The organism is Albidovulum aestuarii, assembly GCF_029961185.1.
GTDB lineage: Bacteria > Pseudomonadota > Alphaproteobacteria > Rhodobacterales > Rhodobacteraceae > Albidovulum > Albidovulum aestuarii.
The window spans coordinates 127,200-141,240 of sequence record NZ_JASBQQ010000006.1; the positions used below are offsets into that span (position 1 = coordinate 127,200).

A 14,041-nucleotide genomic window follows, 5' to 3' on the forward strand; every position below is an offset into this window, starting at 1 on the left:
GACCTTTCACCCTTTACCCGATCTTCCGCGCCGTTTGACTTTCGTTAAGGACCGCATCAGCGCGCCGGGGCAAGAGTGACCGCACGATTAACCGCTCCGCGAAGGAGAATGCGCAATGCGCGAAGTCATGACCAAGAGCATGGCCCGCAATATCTTTTATGGCGGCTCACTGTTCTTCATCATCATCTTCGTCGGACTGACGGCGCAAAGCCACCGTTACATCCGCACGACATCGACCGACGCGGCCGGGCTGACCGACAGCGTCGCCGCGGGCAAGCATATCTGGGAAAAGCATGCCTGCATCAACTGTCACACGATCCTTGGCGAAGGCGCCTATTTCGCCCCGGAACTGGCCAATGTGATGACCCGCTGGGATGTCGCAGACGACCCCGAGGCGGCATTCGAGACACTGAAGGGCTGGATGGACGCAATGCCCACCGGCATCGAGGGCCGTCGCCAGATGCCCAATTTCGGCCTGAGCGATCAGGAATACCGCGAGCTGGCCGATTTCCTCCTGTGGACGAACAAGATTCGCGCCCAGGACTGGCCCCCGAATGACGCGGGCTGAGGAGTGAGAGCCATGAAATACCAAACGCAGAAAATCGCCTTTGCCTACTTCGGAGTGGCCATGGCGCTCTTTGCCGTTCAGGTCACGCTGGGGCTCGTCCTCGGCTGGATCTATGTCGACGGCAATTTCCTGTCGGGCCTTCTGCCCTTCAACATCGCGCGGATGCTGCACACCAACAGCCTCATCGTCTGGCTGCTTCTGGGCTTCTTCGGCGCGGCCTATTATCTTTTGCCCGAGGAAAGCGAACGCGAGATTCATTCGCCGACGCTGGCCTATCTGCAGCTGGCCATCTTCGTCCTTGGCACGGCTGGCGTGGTCCTGACCTACATGTTCAACCTTTTCGAGGGCAACTGGCTTCTCGGCAAGGAAGGACGCGAGTTCATCGAACAGCCGAAATGGGTCAAGGCCGGGATCGTCGTGGCGGCTTTGATCTTCCTCTACAACGTCTCGATGACGGTGCTGAAGGGGCGCAAGACCGCGATCACCAATATCCTGCTTCTGGGTCTCTGGGGTCTGGCGCTTCTGTTCCTCTTCTCCTTCTATAACCCGTCGAACCTCGCGCTCGACAAGATGTACTGGTGGTACATCGTGCATCTCTGGGTCGAAGGGACATGGGAACTGGTGATGGCCTCGATCCTCGCCTTCCTGATGCTGAAGCTGACGGGCGTGGACCGCGAAGTGGTGGAGAAATGGCTCTATGTCATCGTCGCCGCCGCGCTCTTCTCGGGTATCCTCGGGACCGGCCACCACTATTACTGGATCGGCACGCCCGGTTACTGGCAGTGGATCGGCTCGATCTTCTCGTCGCTTGAGGTGGTGCCGTTCTTCGCGATGATGGCCTTTGCCTTCATCATGGTCTGGAAGGGCCGCCGGGACCACCCGAACAAGGCCGCCCTGCTGTGGTCGCTGGGTTGCGCCACGCTGGCCTTCTTCGGTGCCGGTGTCTGGGGCTTCCTGCATACGCTGCACGGGGTGAACTATTACAGCCACGGCACGCAGATCACCGCCGCTCACGGCCACCTTGCCTTCTACGGCGCCTATGTCTGCCTCAACCTTGCGATCATCAGCTATGCGATGCCGATCCTGAAGGGACGCGATCCCTACAATCAGGTTCTCAACATGGCTTCGTTCTGGCTGATGTCGGCGGGTGTCGTCTTCATGACCTTCACCCTGACCTTCGCGGGTACGGTGCAAACCCACCTTCAGCGGGTCAACGGCGAGGCCTTCATGGACGTGCAGGATCAGCTCTGGATCTTCTACGCCATGCGCTTCGGCTCTGGCATCGCCGTCGTGCTCGGCGCGGTGCTCTTCATCTACGCGGTCTTCGTCCCGCGTAAGGAGATCATCGAACCCGGTCCGGTCGGACACGCAGCGGAGTGAAACCGATGGACGGATCATATGATCTGAAGGGGGCGGCTGACGCCCCCTTCTACCTCGCCCAGGGCGACGAATGCGACATCTTCGCCGCCGCCTTCAAGAACAACCTGCCCCTCTTGCTGAAAGGCCCGACGGGATGCGGCAAGACCCGCTTCGTGTCGCATATGGCGGCCAAACTTGGGCGTCCTCTTTACACCGTCGCCTGCCATGACGACCTGTCGGCGGCCGACCTGATCGGACGCTATCTGCTGAAGGGCGGCGAAACCGTCTGGGTCGACGGCCCCCTGACCCGCGCGGTACGCGAGGGCGCGATCTGCTACCTTGATGAGGTGGTCGAGGCGCGCAAGGACGTGACCGTGGTTCTCCATCCCCTGACCGACGACCGGCGCATCCTGCCGATCGACCGCACGGGCGAAGAGCTGGAGGCCGCCCCCGGCTTCATGCTGGTCGCCTCCTACAACCCCGGCTACCAGAACATCCTGAAGACGCTGAAACCCTCCACCCGCCAGCGTTTCGTCAGCCTCGATTTCCACTTCCCCAAACCCGAACACGAAATCCCGGTCGTCGCCCGCGAAAGCGGGCTTTCCGAGGATCGCGTGAAACCCCTCGTCCGGCTCGCGAACAAGTATCGCGCGCTCAAAGGGCAGGACCTTGAGGAAGGCACCTCGACCCGCCTCGTCGTCTATGCGGCCACGCTGATCGCCCAGGGCATGGCGCCCGACCGCGCCATCCGCACCGCGATGATTGAACCGCTCACGGACGACGAAGACACCAAACGCGGGCTCCTCGATCTCGTCACGGCCGTTTTCGGGTGAGGCCGGCCGATGTCCGGGATCGAATTCGAGCCATGGGAACCCGAAGAAACCGTCGGGAAACTGTGGCACGCCTATGCCAGCCGTCAGGACGCCCCAAGCGTCCACGACGGAGCCCGTGTCGGCCTTTCCGAGGTCGGCGGACGGCTGGCAGTTCTTTTTCGCGGATTGGGCGGCAGTGCGGCGGTGGAGATCAAGCCGGTTGCGCCGGAACACTCCCGCCACCGCCTCTCCTTCCGCCGCCGCCTCGGGGCGGAAACCGAGGAAACCCCGCGCGCCAGTTTCGATGGCGAGGCCCTGCGCCTGCCGGAATCGCTCGCGATCTTTCCGGGGCGGGAGGCCAATGCCGCTCTCTACATCTGGCTGACCGCCGCCGCCGCCCATGCCGGCGCGCCGCAGGCCGAGGATGATCCCCTGCGCGCCGACCTCGCCGCCCTCATCGCTGCGCGCGCGATGACAGAGGCCGCACTTGCCGACGCGCCGGGCTTCGCGCCCCTCCATGCCGACCTTGCCGCCGCGCATTTGATCCTGCGCCGCGTCCCGCATCTGCCCGAGGCAGAGCGCACGGTCGAGGCGGTTCTGCGCCACCTGCTCGGCGACCCTGCGCCGTTGTCACCGAAGGCCCGGCGTATGCTGAAGGCCGTGGAAACCGGCGACCTCTCCGCCTGGCGCGCCCCGCGCGGTTACCGGCCCTTCCTGCCGGTGCCGCTCTGGCCCGATCTGCGCCCGCTGACCTTTTCCGCCGCCACCGCCGTGGAAAGCCGCGACACCGACGGCGCGCCCGAACAGGGCGAGGGCCGCACCCACCGCGCCCGCCGCCGAAAATCCGACCAGATCGAGCGCAAGGACAGTTTCATCCTGCACAAGTTCGAGGCGATCCTGAGCTTCGCCGAATTCATCAACCTCAACCGCCGGGTGGATGAGGACGACAACGACGACGCCAAGAAAGCCGCCGACGACATGGATGAGATCGGCCTCGGCCAGATCTCCAAGGCCCCGGCGACGCGGCTGAAATTGCATCTCGACCTCGCGCCCGAGGATGTCGACCGCGAGGCTTTGTCGGGCGAGGCCACCTACCCCGAATGGGACGCCCGCGCGGGCGCCTATCTGCCCGCCCATGCCCGCGTCCTGACCTCGGCCGTGGAGGCAAGCGATGAAGAGCCCGCCTTCCGCACCGACCCTCAGGCCACCAAGCGCATCCGCGCCGTAAAGCAGCAGTTCGAGGCGTTGCGCCCTGCCCGCATCCTGACCGCCGGCCATCGCGACGGCGACGAACTGGACACCGACCGCGCGATCCGGTCGCGCGTGGACCTGATGGCCACCGGCGAAGGCGACGACCGCGTCTGGCTGCAAAACCGTACCGAAAAGCGCGACCTTGCCGTCTCGATCCTCCTGGACGTCTCCCGCTCGACCGAGGCCGCCGTGCCCGGTCACGGCCATGACGGCCGCGCGGTGATCGACATCGAACGCGAGGCGCTGGCCGCACTTGCCTGGGGCCTCGATGCCTGCGGCGACGATTTCGCCATCCACGCCTTTTCCTCGCTGAAACGCGACCGTGTCTATGTCCAGACCGCAAAGCGCTTCGGCGAACCGATGAGTGCAACGGTCGAATCCCGCATCGCCGGACTCAAACCCGGCTTCTACACCCGCCTCGGCGCCGCGATCCGCCATGCCTCGGCGGGGCTCGCGCGCGAGGCGCGGCGGCGGCGCCTCCTTCTCGTCATCACCGACGGCAAGCCCAACGATCTCGACCATTACGAAGGCCGCCACGGGATCGAGGACAGCCGCAAGGCCATCGAAGAGGCCCGCCGTCAGGGCCACGCCGTCTTCGGCATCACCGTCGACCGTGACGGCAAGGCATGGTTCCCCCGCCTCTTCGGTCAGGGCGGCTATGCCGTCATCCCGCATCCGGAGAAACTCACCCAAGCCCTGCCGCAGATCTACCGCCAGCTCGTGGGCGCCTGATGTCCGAGGCCGCAAGCCCCTTCGACGAGTTGCCCGGCGACCTGATGATCTGGGTGCTGATCGTCTCCGAACTCCTTGTCTTCGGCGCCGGGCTCGCGGCCTTTCTGGCCGTGCGGCTCACCGATCCGGTGGGCTTTGCCGAAGCGCAGGACCACCTCCACCGCACGGGCGCCGGGATCAACACCATCGTGCTTGTCACCTCGGGCTGGCTTGCCGCTTTGGGCGCGCAGGCGACCGAAACAGGCCGCATCGGGCGCGCCCGTGCCTGCCTTGCCGCCGCCGCAGCGCTGGGCCTTGTCTTCTTGGCCGTCAAATGGGTGGAATATGTCGACAAGGCTGCACAGGGGATCGGGGTCGAAACCCACCCTTTCTTCACCTTCTACTACCTGATCACCGGCTTCCACGCGGCCCATGTCGCCGCCGGCGTGATCGTGCTTGCGCTCGTCGCTGCGCGCGCGCACCCGCGCGAGGTGGAGGCGGGCGCCGCCTTCTGGCACATGGTCGACCTTGTCTGGATACTGGTCTTCCCCGTGATCTACCTGCTCCGATGAGTCTGAACACCGTCACCCGCGCCTGGGCGCTTCTCCTCGCCCTCTCCGCCGCCTCGACCGGCCTCGCCGTCGCCGTGACCGGCGGCCATATCACCGGCGCGGCCCTCAGCGCCACCGGCGTCGCGATCCTGATCCTTGCCTGGGCCAAGGCGCGGCTCATTCTCAACGCCTATCTGCGCCTGACCGAGGCCCCCGCCTTCCGCCGTGGCTTTGGCCTGACGCTCGCGCTCTACGCGGCCCTCCTGCTCGCCCTCTATCTGGCCGCCTGACCCTCAGGCTTCTTCATTGTGAAAATACCCCCGCCGGAGGCAGACCCGAGGGCTTTTCGCGCAAGCGAAAAGCACGAGACAAAAACTTGCGCCCGGAACGGGCGCTCAATCAAAGCGTTTCGGGTTTATGGTGAAATATCAAGAATCTGGATTCGAACGAAAAAGGTTCGAATCCAGATGCAATGAAAACCCGAAACGCTACTGGTCACTGCCCCTTGTTCCAGGCCAAAGCCGGGTCTTCCTCGGCATAGTCTCGCAAGGCGGCGATGTCTTCGATCTGCGCGTGGTTCTGATGCACGCTCACGCCGAATTTTCTCAGCTTGGCAAACGCCCGGCTCAGGCTTTCGGGTTTCATCCCCAGCCGCCCTGCGATTAGTACTTTGTCGTAGGGCAGGGTCACCATGCAGGCCCCGGCCTCGCATTCCGACAGTTCCAGCAGGAATTCCGCCACCCTCTGCGCCCCGGTCTGCGCCTTCAACTGCTCGATCTGTTCGACCAGCCCGTGCAGATGCGCGAACGTCGCCGACAGGATCGCCACCGCGATGCCCGGATTGTCGTGAATCAGCCGCAGGAAGCTGTCCGCCTCGATCCGGATCAATTGGCAATCGGTGACCGCCTCGGCGGCAACCGGATAGATATCGTTGCGGAACGCCACCGCTTCACCGATCGACCGACCCTTTGTGAAGACGCCAACCACTGCTTCCGTCCCATTCGGAGCGATGCGGTAGAGCTTCACCCAGCCGTCTATGACGATATAGATCGCGGTGGCTCTCTCACCCTGAAGGAAAATCGTTGCACCCCGGTCGAATGACCGGAGCCGGGCCGAGGCCAACACCTCGTCGCATACTGCAGCCGGAATGGCTGCCAGCAACGGCGAAGCCCGGGCGACCCTTGCGATTTCTGGCTTCATTGGTGTCCCTCCGTCCTCCGTCTCTACCTGCCATAAACCGGGCCGCGTCACTAGCATTTCTCAATGCGACCGTTAGCTTCTCAGACCGGTTTGCCGCAAAAGACCCAACCGTTTGGCTTCATAATAGTATCCACGCGCGTACCACATGACCGCCTGATCGCGATTTCCCCGGGCGACGATCCAGGCGCCCCGCAGGTATTTGCCCGCGTAGATCAGGTTGGTTTCGGCATCGAGCAGACCTTCCGGCGCGCCGCGATATCCCATGGTCCGTGCGGTTTCGGGCAGTATCTGCATCAACCCGTAATAGGGGCCATTGCGCGCCGCCGGGTTGTAACCGCTTTCCCGTTGCACGACCCGATGGATCAGATCCTCTGGGATGTCGTAAATACGGGCATATTTCGTGATCAGCCGGTTGATCTCGGCGGGTCCGCCGCGCAAACGACGCGGTTCCGGGCGGCTGCACGCGGCAAGGCCGGCGATCAGAAGGGCAAGCGTGGCGCGGCGGGAATGGGTCTTCATGGTGGTCTCCTCTCGGACTTCCCGTCATAACGCGGCCCGCGCCCGCCGCAAGGGTGCCCTTGCCATGACGAGCCCGACAGGCAATGAAGGGCCGGATTTCGGCGGAAAGGTGCATGGCTCAGGCGAACAATATCAAGGGTGCGGTGACCGCGCTCGCTGCGATGGGCATCTTCGCCACGCATGACGTGGTGGTGAAAACGCTCGGCGCCAGCTATTCCGCCTTCCAGATCGTCTTTTTTGCAGCACTTCTGAGCTTTCCCATCGTCACCGTGATCCTTCTCAGCGACGCGCGCGAAGCAAGCCTGATGCCGCGCCATCCATGGTGGATCACATTCCGCACGCTCTGCACGACGGTGACCGGCGTCGCGGCCTTCTACGCCTTTGCGAATCTGCCGCTCGCGCAGGTCTATGTCATTCTCTTCGCGACCCCCCTGATCATCACCGTCCTCTCCATCCCGATGCTAGGCGAGACGGTGCGCCTGCGCCGCTGGGCGGCGGTGATTGCCGGTCTCGTCGGGGTGCTTGTGGTGATGCGGCCAGGCCAGACCGACCTGTCCTTCGGTCATCTCGCGGCGCTGACGGCGGCGGTCTGCGGGGCCATGGCTTCGGTCATCGTGCGCAAGATCGGGCAAGAGGAACGGTCGGTCGTGCTTCTGCTCTTCCCGATGGTTGGCAACGTGATCGCGATGGGGGTCGCATTGCCCTTCGTCTACCGGCCGATGCCGGTCGAGCATCTTGGCCTTCTCACGATCATCGCGGTCTTCGGTCTGGCGGGGTCTTTCCTCGTGATCCTCGCCTATCGTGAGGGAGAGGCGGTGATCGTCGCGCCGATGCAGTATTCGCAGATCCTCTGGGCCACGGCCTACGGCTATTTCCTGTTCTCCGAAACGCCAGACCGGGCGACAGTGATCGGCGCCGGTATCATCATCGCCTCGGGCATCTACATCGTCTTCCGCGAAGGGCGGGCGGGCGCCTCGGCCAACCGCCCGGTGCTGGAGACGCGCAGCCGGTCGGAAACCGTGACCCCGCGCGCCAGCCTTCTGCAACGCGTGATCGCACCGGAGCGGCGCGACGACGGCCAATAAGACCGGGGCAGCCGATATGCCCTTGCCAAAGCCCGGCAGAATCGCTAGTCCCCCGCGCACGGTCGGAGCGTAGCGCAGCCTGGTAGCGCACCTGCTTCGGGAGCAGGGGGTCGGAGGTTCGAATCCTCTCGCTCCGACCAATTTTCCCGAATTCCTGATAGTCGTGCCAACGGACTGTCCGCTTCGGTCAGGCTCTGGCCTTGCCAGCTTGCCCGCCTTGCTGTCACAAAGGATGAAACGGCGGGAGGGTGCATGGACGGCGAACTTGACACGATCGTCACCGGGCTCGACGAGCTCTGGACGGCGCTCAAGCTGCAACTGCGGCTGTTGTCGCTGCCGAACCAGCTTGGCCAACTGGCCGCCATATTGGTCTGTTTCCTTCTCGCATGGCTGCTGGCACGCCGCTTCGGGCCGAAATTCGACGACTGGATCCGGGGACTGGAAGGTCGACCCAAATGGCAGTTGCGCTGGCTGATCGCGCTGCGCAACCGGACGCAGCTTGCCTTCTTCGCAATCCTGACATGGCTTGCGTCCAGCGGATTTGCCTATGCCTATACATTCCCGTCGCGTCGTTATCTGGTGACACTGGCCGCCACCATTGCGACGGCGTGGTTCTTCATCCGCATCGCGGCGCAATTGATCAAGAACCGGTTTCTCAGACGGATCGTGATCTGGGGTCTGACCGTCTATGCCACGCTCTATTATGTCGGCCTGCTGGATGAGGCGACGCGGTTTCTTGATGGCTTGGCCATCGAGTTCGGCGATTTCCGCCTCACGCTGCTGGCCATCCTGAAGGCTGTACTTGTCACCGGGCTTTTGTTCTTCGGCGCGCGGCTGATCGCAGGTACGGCGGCAAAACGGATCAGCAAGAACGAAGATATCAGCCCCTCGATGCGGGTGCTGACGGTGAAATTCCTTCAGGTTGCGCTTTATTCTGCTGCCTTCTTCATCGGCCTGAAGGCGGTCGGTTTCGACCTGACCGGTCTTGCGGTTCTGTCCGGTGCCATCGGCGTTGGCCTCGGCTTCGGTTTGCAAAAGGTCGTCTCGAACCTCGTCTCGGGCGTCATCATCCTTCTCGACAAGTCGGTGAAACCGGGTGATGTGATCTCGCTCGGCGACACGTTCGGCTGGATCGAGGCGCTCGGCGCACGCTATGTCAGCGTTGTCACCCGGGACGGCAAGGAATACCTGATCCCGAACGAAGACCTGATCACCGGGCAGGTGGTAAACTGGTCGCATTCCAACCAGTTCGTGCGTCTCGATATCTTCTTCGGCACCGCCTATTCCGACGATCCGCACAAGGTCCGCAAGATCGCCATCGAGGCGGCGCAGAGTGTCGACCGGGTGCTCAGCTTCAAGCCGCCCGTCTGTCACATCACCGGGTTCGGCGACAGTTCGGTGGATTACATCCTGCGCTTCTGGATCACCGACCCGACCGGCGGGCTGACCAATATCCGTGGCAATGTCTACCTCGCGCTCTGGGATGCGTTCCAGGAGCACGGCATCTCGATTCCTTTCCCGCAGCGCGAAGTCAAGGTGCTGGGCGGCACGATGCCATCCCCGGCAACCGGGGCCGGGAAGGACTGACCACCGCCTGAAACCCGCCACATTGAGATTTTACAATTGCGATGTTACTTTAGATCCATGCCCTGCGCCGGGGCCCGGGATCGGCGCGCAACCCAGGAGGACAATGTCCTGTTTCAGACTGCAAAGGCGGCGCGTTCCGGTGCCGCAGGGCCGGTGCCGATGACGGCGACGCCCGCTGAGGTCCCAAGCGACGAGTTGCTCGCGCGGATCCTTTCCTCACTCGACGACGACAAGGCCGAGGACGTGGTGGTCATTGACCTGCGCGGCCGTTCTTCCGTTGCCGATCACATGGTCATCTGTTCGGGCCGCTCCTCGCGTCAGGTTGGCGCCATCGCTGAAAAGCTGGTGGACCGGCTGAAGCAGGATTATGGCCGGACCTGCAAGATCGAAGGCAAGGAGCAGGGTGACTGGGTGCTGATCGACGCATCCGATGTCGTCGTCCATGTCTTCCGGCCGGAAGTGCGCGAGTTCTACCAGCTTGAAAAGATGTGGATGCCCGCCAGCGGGGCCGAAGCCCGCAAGGTCTGATGCGGGTCCATATCTGTGCTGTGGGCCGGCTCAGGGCCGGGCCCGAACGCGCGCTGATCGACGATTACCTGACACGGTTTGACCGGACGGGCCGGGCCCTTGGCCTCGGCCCGGTTTCCGTTCACGAGGTCGAGGACAAGAAGGGTGGCGGGATGGAGGCCGAGGCGCCGCTCCTCGTGCGCGCGGCCCCTTCGGGCGCGCTTCTCGTCGCTCTGGATGAGCGTGGGAAGATGCTCTCGTCGCCCGACTTCGCCGCACTGCTCGCCCGCTGGCGCGATGCGGGCCGCCAGGACGTGGCCTTTGTCATCGGCGGCGCGGACGGGATCGCGCCGGGACTGCGCGCCGAGGCGGAACAGGCGATTTCCTTCGGTCCGATGGTCTGGCCGCATATGCTGGTGCGGGTGATGCTTTCAGAACAGCTCTACCGCGCCGCCTCTATCCTTGCCGGGGCACCGTATCACCGGGTCTGAATTATCACGTCGCAATCGCCGTCGCCGCACCTGCCATGACGCCCGCACTGGCGCGGTTGGCAAGCCGCACCGCAGGCGGGCTTTTCAAGAGAAGCCGCGCGCGTGCCGCCAGCAGCACCCAAGCGAGGTCCACCGCGATCAGGACGGCGAACATCGTCGCGGTCAGTTCCGCCCAGCCGATCACTGACACCGCCTTCAGATCGACGATTGTCGGCAGCAAGGCGAGGTAGAACACCATGATCTTCGGATTGCCGAGCGTCACTGCAAGGCCTGCGGCGAACATCTTCGCGCCTGACGCGCGTTGCGGAAGCGCATCGGCGGCCACGGCGACCGGGGCATGCCACATCTTCCACGCGAGGAAGAGCAGATACCCCACGCCCACCCATTTCAGCACGATGAAGGCCGCGTGGAAGGTCAGCGCAAGCGAGGCCAGACCCCAGACCGCGAGCGACAGCCAGACCGCCTCGCCCAGCCACATGGCTGCAAGGAAGGGCAAGACATCGCGCGGCCCGCGCGCGATCACCCGGGCGACAAGCGCCGCGATGCTCGGGCCGGGGGAGCCTGCCGCGACGAACAGCGCGCCGGCAAAGATCGCGAGGGCCGTGATATCCATGTGATCCTCAGGCAGCTGTGCCCGCGCATCGTCTCTCATCTCACCCGGCAACACAATGCCGCCGCGGCGGGAGCCGGTTGCTCCTTTCCGGCCATGCGCGTAGAACCGCGCTGAACCGAACAGGGGCCGTGTCATGACCGCATATAAACCCGTCGTCCTCTGCATCCTCGACGGCTGGGGCTTGCGTGCCGAGACCGCCGGAAATGCCGTCGCTCTGGCCGACACGCCCGCCTTCGACCGGATCATGGCAACCTGCCCCCACGCGCAGCTCGTGACCCACGGACCAGATGTCGGCCTGCCCTCGGGCCAGATGGGCAATTCCGAGGTCGGTCATACCAATATCGGCGCAGGCCGGGTCGTCGCCATGGATCTCGGCCAGATCGACCTTGCGATCGAGGACCGGTCGTTCTTTTCCAACGCGGCCATCGCTGCCTTCATCCAGACACTCAAGGCCGATGGCGGCACCGCGCATCTTATGGGCGTGATTTCGGATGGCGGTGTGCATGGTCATATCGACCATGTCATCGCGGCATGTAAGATGATCGCGGGCGCCGGTGTGCCAGTGGCGCTTCATGCCGTCACCGATGGCCGCGACGTGGCGCCGAAATCGGCGGACGGTTTTGTCACCGATCTGCAAGGCCGACTGCCCGTGGGTGCGCGGGTCGCGACCCTGACCGGGCGCTATTTCGCAATGGACCGCGACAATCGCTGGGACCGGGTCGAACGTGCCTATGCGGCGATGGTTCGGGGCGAGGGATTGCCTGCCGGTTCGGCCACGGACGCGGTCGCAGCCGCCTACGGGCGTGGCGAAACGGACGAGTTCATCCAGCCCACCGTCATCGGCGACTATAGGGGCGCGAAGGATGGCGATGGGTTCTTCTGCCTCAACTTCCGCGCCGACCGGGCGCGGGAGATTCTGCTGGCTGTGGGTGAGGACGACTTTACCGGCTTCGACAGGGGCGACCGCCCGCATTGGGCGGCCCTTCTTGGCATGGTCGACTATTCGAAAACCCACGATGCCTTCATGGCCGCCGCCTATCCCAAACGCCCGGTGGTCAACACGCTCGGCGCCTGGGTCGCGAGCCACGGTCTGAAACAGTTCCGCCTCGCCGAGACCGAGAAATACCCCCATGTCACCTTCTTCCTGAACGGTGGCAAGGAAGTGCCGGAAGAGGGCGAGGACCGCTACATGGCCCCCTCGCCGAAGGTCGCGACCTATGACTTGCAACCGGAAATGTCGGCGCCGGAGGTCAGCGACCGGTTCGTAGAGGCCATCGGCAAAGGTTATGACCTGATCGTGGTGAACTACGCCAATCCCGATATGGTCGGTCACACCGGCGATCTGCAGGCAGCGATCCGGGCCGTCGAAGAGGTCGACCGGGGGCTTGGCCGCGTCGTCGAAGCGCTCGGCAAGGCCGGGGGCGCGATGATCGTCACCGCCGATCACGGCAATTGCGAGATGATGATCGACCCTGAAACCGGCGGTCCCCATACCGCGCATACGACCAATCCGGTCCCGGTCGCGCTGGTCGGCGGTCCCTCTGGCGCCACGCTTCGCAATGGCCGCCTCGCCGATCTTGCGCCGACGCTGCTTGACCTCATGGGTCTGCCACTGCCGCCCGAGATGACCGGCGGGACCCTGATCGGACGGGCATGACACTGCGCGCCGCCCTCGTCGCGCTGTGTCTTGGCCTTGCCCCGGCAGCGGCGGCCGAGGACCCCGCCATTGCGGACGCGGGGCAGGCGGCGGCGGCCCTTCGCGATGCCATCGCCACGCTCGATACGGCCGGGGGCGGGCGCGACCGCGTTGCCGCACTGACCCGCACGATCCGCGCCTATGAGACGGGGCTCGCAGGCCTCCGCGACGCCGACCGCCGGACCCGGGCCCGCGAGGAAGAAATTCTGGCCGACATGGCGGCGAACCGGACCCGTATCGGCGGGCTTCTGGCCGCGCTGGCCGAGATTGAGCGGGCGAAGGAACCGCTCCTGCTCGTGCATCCCGACGGCCCGGTGGCGACCGCGCGCGCGGCGATGGTCCTGTCGTCCGTCACCCCCGCGCTTGAGGCCGAGGCAGAGACGCTCGGTGCCCGGCTGGAAGAGCTGCAGCGCCTGCGCGCGCTGGAGGCCAGGACGGCGTCGGTTCTGAGGGAAGGTCTGACGGCGGCGCAAGAGGCCCGCGCCGCCCTGTCGAAGGCCATACAGGACCGCACCGACCTGCCGCAGCGTTTTCTGGAAGACCCCGAGGAACTGACGCTTCTGGTCGCCAGCGCCGAAAGCCTTGATGTCTTCGCCGCCAGCCTGTCGCAGATGGAGACCGATATCGGCGCGCCGATGGAGGATTTCGCGAGTGCGATGGGTACCTTGCCGCTGCCAGTTCAGGGCTGGGTGCTGCGACAGGCGGGTGAGGCCGACGCCGCAGGCATCGTCCGCCCGGGGCTGGTGATCGCGACCGATCCCGCCGCTCTTGTCACCCTTCCCTGGCCCGCGACGATCCGCTACCGGGGGCCGCTTCTTGACTACGGAAATGTGATGATCGTGGAGCCCGCTTCCGGGTATCTTCTGATCCTTGCCGGGCTCGGCACTGTCTTCGGCGAAACCGGGGATGTGCTGGAAGCCGGCGCCCCGGTCGGGTTCATGGGCGACACGTCGACCGGTGCAGCGGCAAATCTTGCCCAAGACCAAGAAGGCGGTGGCGCAGGGCGCGCGGAAACGCTTTATATAGAGTTGAGACAGGGCAAAGAGCCCGTGGACCCGGCCCCGTGGTTCATCGAGACAAGGGAAGACTGA

General features: G+C 64.6%; 15 protein-coding genes and 1 tRNA gene. 13 read left to right on the forward strand and 3 right to left on the reverse strand.

What is annotated here, in order from left to right:
• The first annotated feature begins 115 nt into the window (after positions 1-115).
• The 6 genes from QKW60_RS14470 to QKW60_RS14495 are packed head-to-tail and all read left to right on the forward strand — an operon-like array spanning position 116 to position 5,542.
• Entirely contained in the window at positions 116-568 is a 453-nt protein-coding gene (locus QKW60_RS14470; RefSeq protein WP_282369688.1) for a c-type cytochrome, read from the forward strand.
• Positions 569-580: 12 nt separating this feature from the next.
• The gene (locus QKW60_RS14475; RefSeq protein WP_282369689.1) at positions 581-1,948 is read left to right on the forward strand and encodes a cbb3-type cytochrome c oxidase subunit I; all 1,368 of its coding nucleotides are present in this window, start codon (positions 581-583) and stop codon (positions 1,946-1,948) included.
• A gap of 5 nt (positions 1,949-1,953) precedes the next feature.
• Entirely contained in the window at positions 1,954-2,760 is an 807-nt protein-coding gene (locus tag QKW60_RS14480) for a CbbQ/NirQ/NorQ/GpvN family protein (RefSeq protein ID WP_282369690.1), read from the forward strand.
• Positions 2,761-2,769: 9 nt separating this feature from the next.
• Positions 2,770-4,722 carry a nitric oxide reductase activation protein NorD gene (locus tag QKW60_RS14485; protein WP_282369691.1) on the forward strand — a complete coding sequence of 651 codons (1,953 nt, stop codon included), beginning with the start codon at positions 2,770-2,772 and terminating at the stop codon, positions 4,720-4,722.
• Positions 4,722-5,273, forward strand: a complete 552-nt coding sequence (locus QKW60_RS14490; protein WP_282369692.1) for a cytochrome c oxidase subunit 3 — start codon at positions 4,722-4,724, stop codon at positions 5,271-5,273. The genes QKW60_RS14485 and QKW60_RS14490 overlap by 1 nt, the downstream gene beginning before the upstream one ends.
• The gene (locus QKW60_RS14495; RefSeq protein ID WP_282369693.1) at positions 5,270-5,542 is read left to right on the forward strand and encodes a hypothetical protein; all 273 of its coding nucleotides are present in this window, start codon (positions 5,270-5,272) and stop codon (positions 5,540-5,542) included. Before QKW60_RS14490 ends, QKW60_RS14495 begins: the two co-directional genes overlap by 4 nt.
• A gap of 205 nt (positions 5,543-5,747) precedes the next feature.
• Here the strand turns inward: QKW60_RS14495 and QKW60_RS14500 are convergent, their stop codons facing one another.
• Together QKW60_RS14500 and QKW60_RS14505 are read right to left on the reverse strand one after the other, a co-directional pair.
• The gene (locus tag QKW60_RS14500) at positions 5,748-6,452 is read right to left on the reverse strand and encodes a Crp/Fnr family transcriptional regulator (protein ID WP_282369694.1); all 705 of its coding nucleotides are present in this window, start codon (positions 6,450-6,452) and stop codon (positions 5,748-5,750) included.
• A 72-nt stretch (positions 6,453-6,524) separates the two neighbouring features.
• Entirely contained in the window at positions 6,525-6,971 is a 447-nt protein-coding gene (locus tag QKW60_RS14505; protein ID WP_282369695.1) for a lytic transglycosylase domain-containing protein, read from the reverse strand.
• A 113-nt stretch (positions 6,972-7,084) separates the two neighbouring features.
• Here QKW60_RS14505 and QKW60_RS14510 point away from each other — a divergent pair, with 113 nt between their 5' ends.
• From QKW60_RS14510 to rlmH, 5 genes are all read left to right on the forward strand, one after another.
• Positions 7,085-8,056: a DMT family transporter gene (locus QKW60_RS14510; RefSeq protein WP_282369697.1), complete on the forward strand. Its 972-nt coding sequence runs from the start codon at positions 7,085-7,087 to the stop codon at positions 8,054-8,056.
• A gap of 63 nt (positions 8,057-8,119) precedes the next feature.
• Positions 8,120-8,196: transfer RNA gene (locus QKW60_RS14515), tRNA-Pro, on the forward strand.
• Positions 8,197-8,308: 112 nt separating this feature from the next.
• Positions 8,309-9,643 carry a mechanosensitive ion channel family protein gene (locus tag QKW60_RS14520; RefSeq protein WP_282369699.1) on the forward strand — a complete coding sequence of 445 codons (1,335 nt, stop codon included), beginning with the start codon at positions 8,309-8,311 and terminating at the stop codon, positions 9,641-9,643.
• A gap of 159 nt (positions 9,644-9,802) precedes the next feature.
• On the forward strand, positions 9,803-10,171 hold the full coding sequence (gene rsfS, locus QKW60_RS14525; RefSeq protein ID WP_282369701.1) for a ribosome silencing factor: 369 nt from the start codon (positions 9,803-9,805) through the stop codon (positions 10,169-10,171).
• On the forward strand, positions 10,171-10,641 hold the full coding sequence (gene rlmH / locus QKW60_RS14530) for a 23S rRNA (pseudouridine(1915)-N(3))-methyltransferase RlmH (RefSeq protein ID WP_282369703.1): 471 nt from the start codon (positions 10,171-10,173) through the stop codon (positions 10,639-10,641). The genes rsfS and rlmH overlap by 1 nt, the downstream gene beginning before the upstream one ends.
• A 4-nt stretch (positions 10,642-10,645) precedes the next feature.
• On the opposite strand, the gene QKW60_RS14535 is transcribed toward rlmH, so the two are convergent.
• Positions 10,646-11,254, reverse strand: a complete 609-nt coding sequence (locus tag QKW60_RS14535; protein WP_282369705.1) for a LysE family translocator — start codon at positions 11,252-11,254, stop codon at positions 10,646-10,648.
• Positions 11,255-11,387: 133 nt separating this feature from the next.
• On the opposite strand from QKW60_RS14535, the gene gpmI reads away from it, so the two are divergent.
• Together gpmI and QKW60_RS14545 are read left to right on the forward strand one after the other, a co-directional pair.
• Positions 11,388-12,911 (forward strand): 2,3-bisphosphoglycerate-independent phosphoglycerate mutase, encoded by a 1,524-nt coding sequence (gene gpmI / locus QKW60_RS14540; RefSeq protein ID WP_282369707.1) that lies wholly within the window; start codon positions 11,388-11,390, stop codon positions 12,909-12,911.
• Entirely contained in the window at positions 12,908-14,041 is a 1,134-nt protein-coding gene (locus tag QKW60_RS14545) for a murein hydrolase activator EnvC family protein (protein ID WP_282369709.1), read from the forward strand. Before gpmI ends, QKW60_RS14545 begins: the two co-directional genes overlap by 4 nt.

Coding starts and splice junctions, on each gene's coding strand:
- QKW60_RS14470 (WP_282369688.1), top strand. CDS start 116: ATGCGCGAAGTCATGACCAAGAGCATGGCCCGCAATATCTTTTATGGC.
- QKW60_RS14475 (WP_282369689.1), top strand. CDS start 581: ATGAAATACCAAACGCAGAAAATCGCCTTTGCCTACTTCGGAGTGGCC.
- QKW60_RS14480 (WP_282369690.1), top strand. CDS start 1,954: ATGGACGGATCATATGATCTGAAGGGGGCGGCTGACGCCCCCTTCTAC.
- QKW60_RS14485 (WP_282369691.1), top strand. CDS start 2,770: ATGTCCGGGATCGAATTCGAGCCATGGGAACCCGAAGAAACCGTCGGG.
- QKW60_RS14490 (WP_282369692.1), top strand. CDS start 4,722: ATGTCCGAGGCCGCAAGCCCCTTCGACGAGTTGCCCGGCGACCTGATG.
- QKW60_RS14495 (WP_282369693.1), top strand. CDS start 5,270: ATGAGTCTGAACACCGTCACCCGCGCCTGGGCGCTTCTCCTCGCCCTC.
- QKW60_RS14500 (WP_282369694.1), bottom strand. CDS start 6,452: ATGAAGCCAGAAATCGCAAGGGTCGCCCGGGCTTCGCCGTTGCTGGCA.
- QKW60_RS14505 (WP_282369695.1), bottom strand. CDS start 6,971: ATGAAGACCCATTCCCGCCGCGCCACGCTTGCCCTTCTGATCGCCGGC.
- QKW60_RS14510 (WP_282369697.1), top strand. CDS start 7,085: ATGGCTCAGGCGAACAATATCAAGGGTGCGGTGACCGCGCTCGCTGCG.
- QKW60_RS14520 (WP_282369699.1), top strand. CDS start 8,309: ATGGACGGCGAACTTGACACGATCGTCACCGGGCTCGACGAGCTCTGG.
- rsfS (WP_282369701.1), top strand. CDS start 9,803: ATGACGGCGACGCCCGCTGAGGTCCCAAGCGACGAGTTGCTCGCGCGG.
- rlmH (WP_282369703.1), top strand. CDS start 10,171: ATGCGGGTCCATATCTGTGCTGTGGGCCGGCTCAGGGCCGGGCCCGAA.
- QKW60_RS14535 (WP_282369705.1), bottom strand. CDS start 11,254: ATGGATATCACGGCCCTCGCGATCTTTGCCGGCGCGCTGTTCGTCGCG.
- gpmI (WP_282369707.1), top strand. CDS start 11,388: ATGACCGCATATAAACCCGTCGTCCTCTGCATCCTCGACGGCTGGGGC.
- QKW60_RS14545 (WP_282369709.1), top strand. CDS start 12,908: ATGACACTGCGCGCCGCCCTCGTCGCGCTGTGTCTTGGCCTTGCCCCG.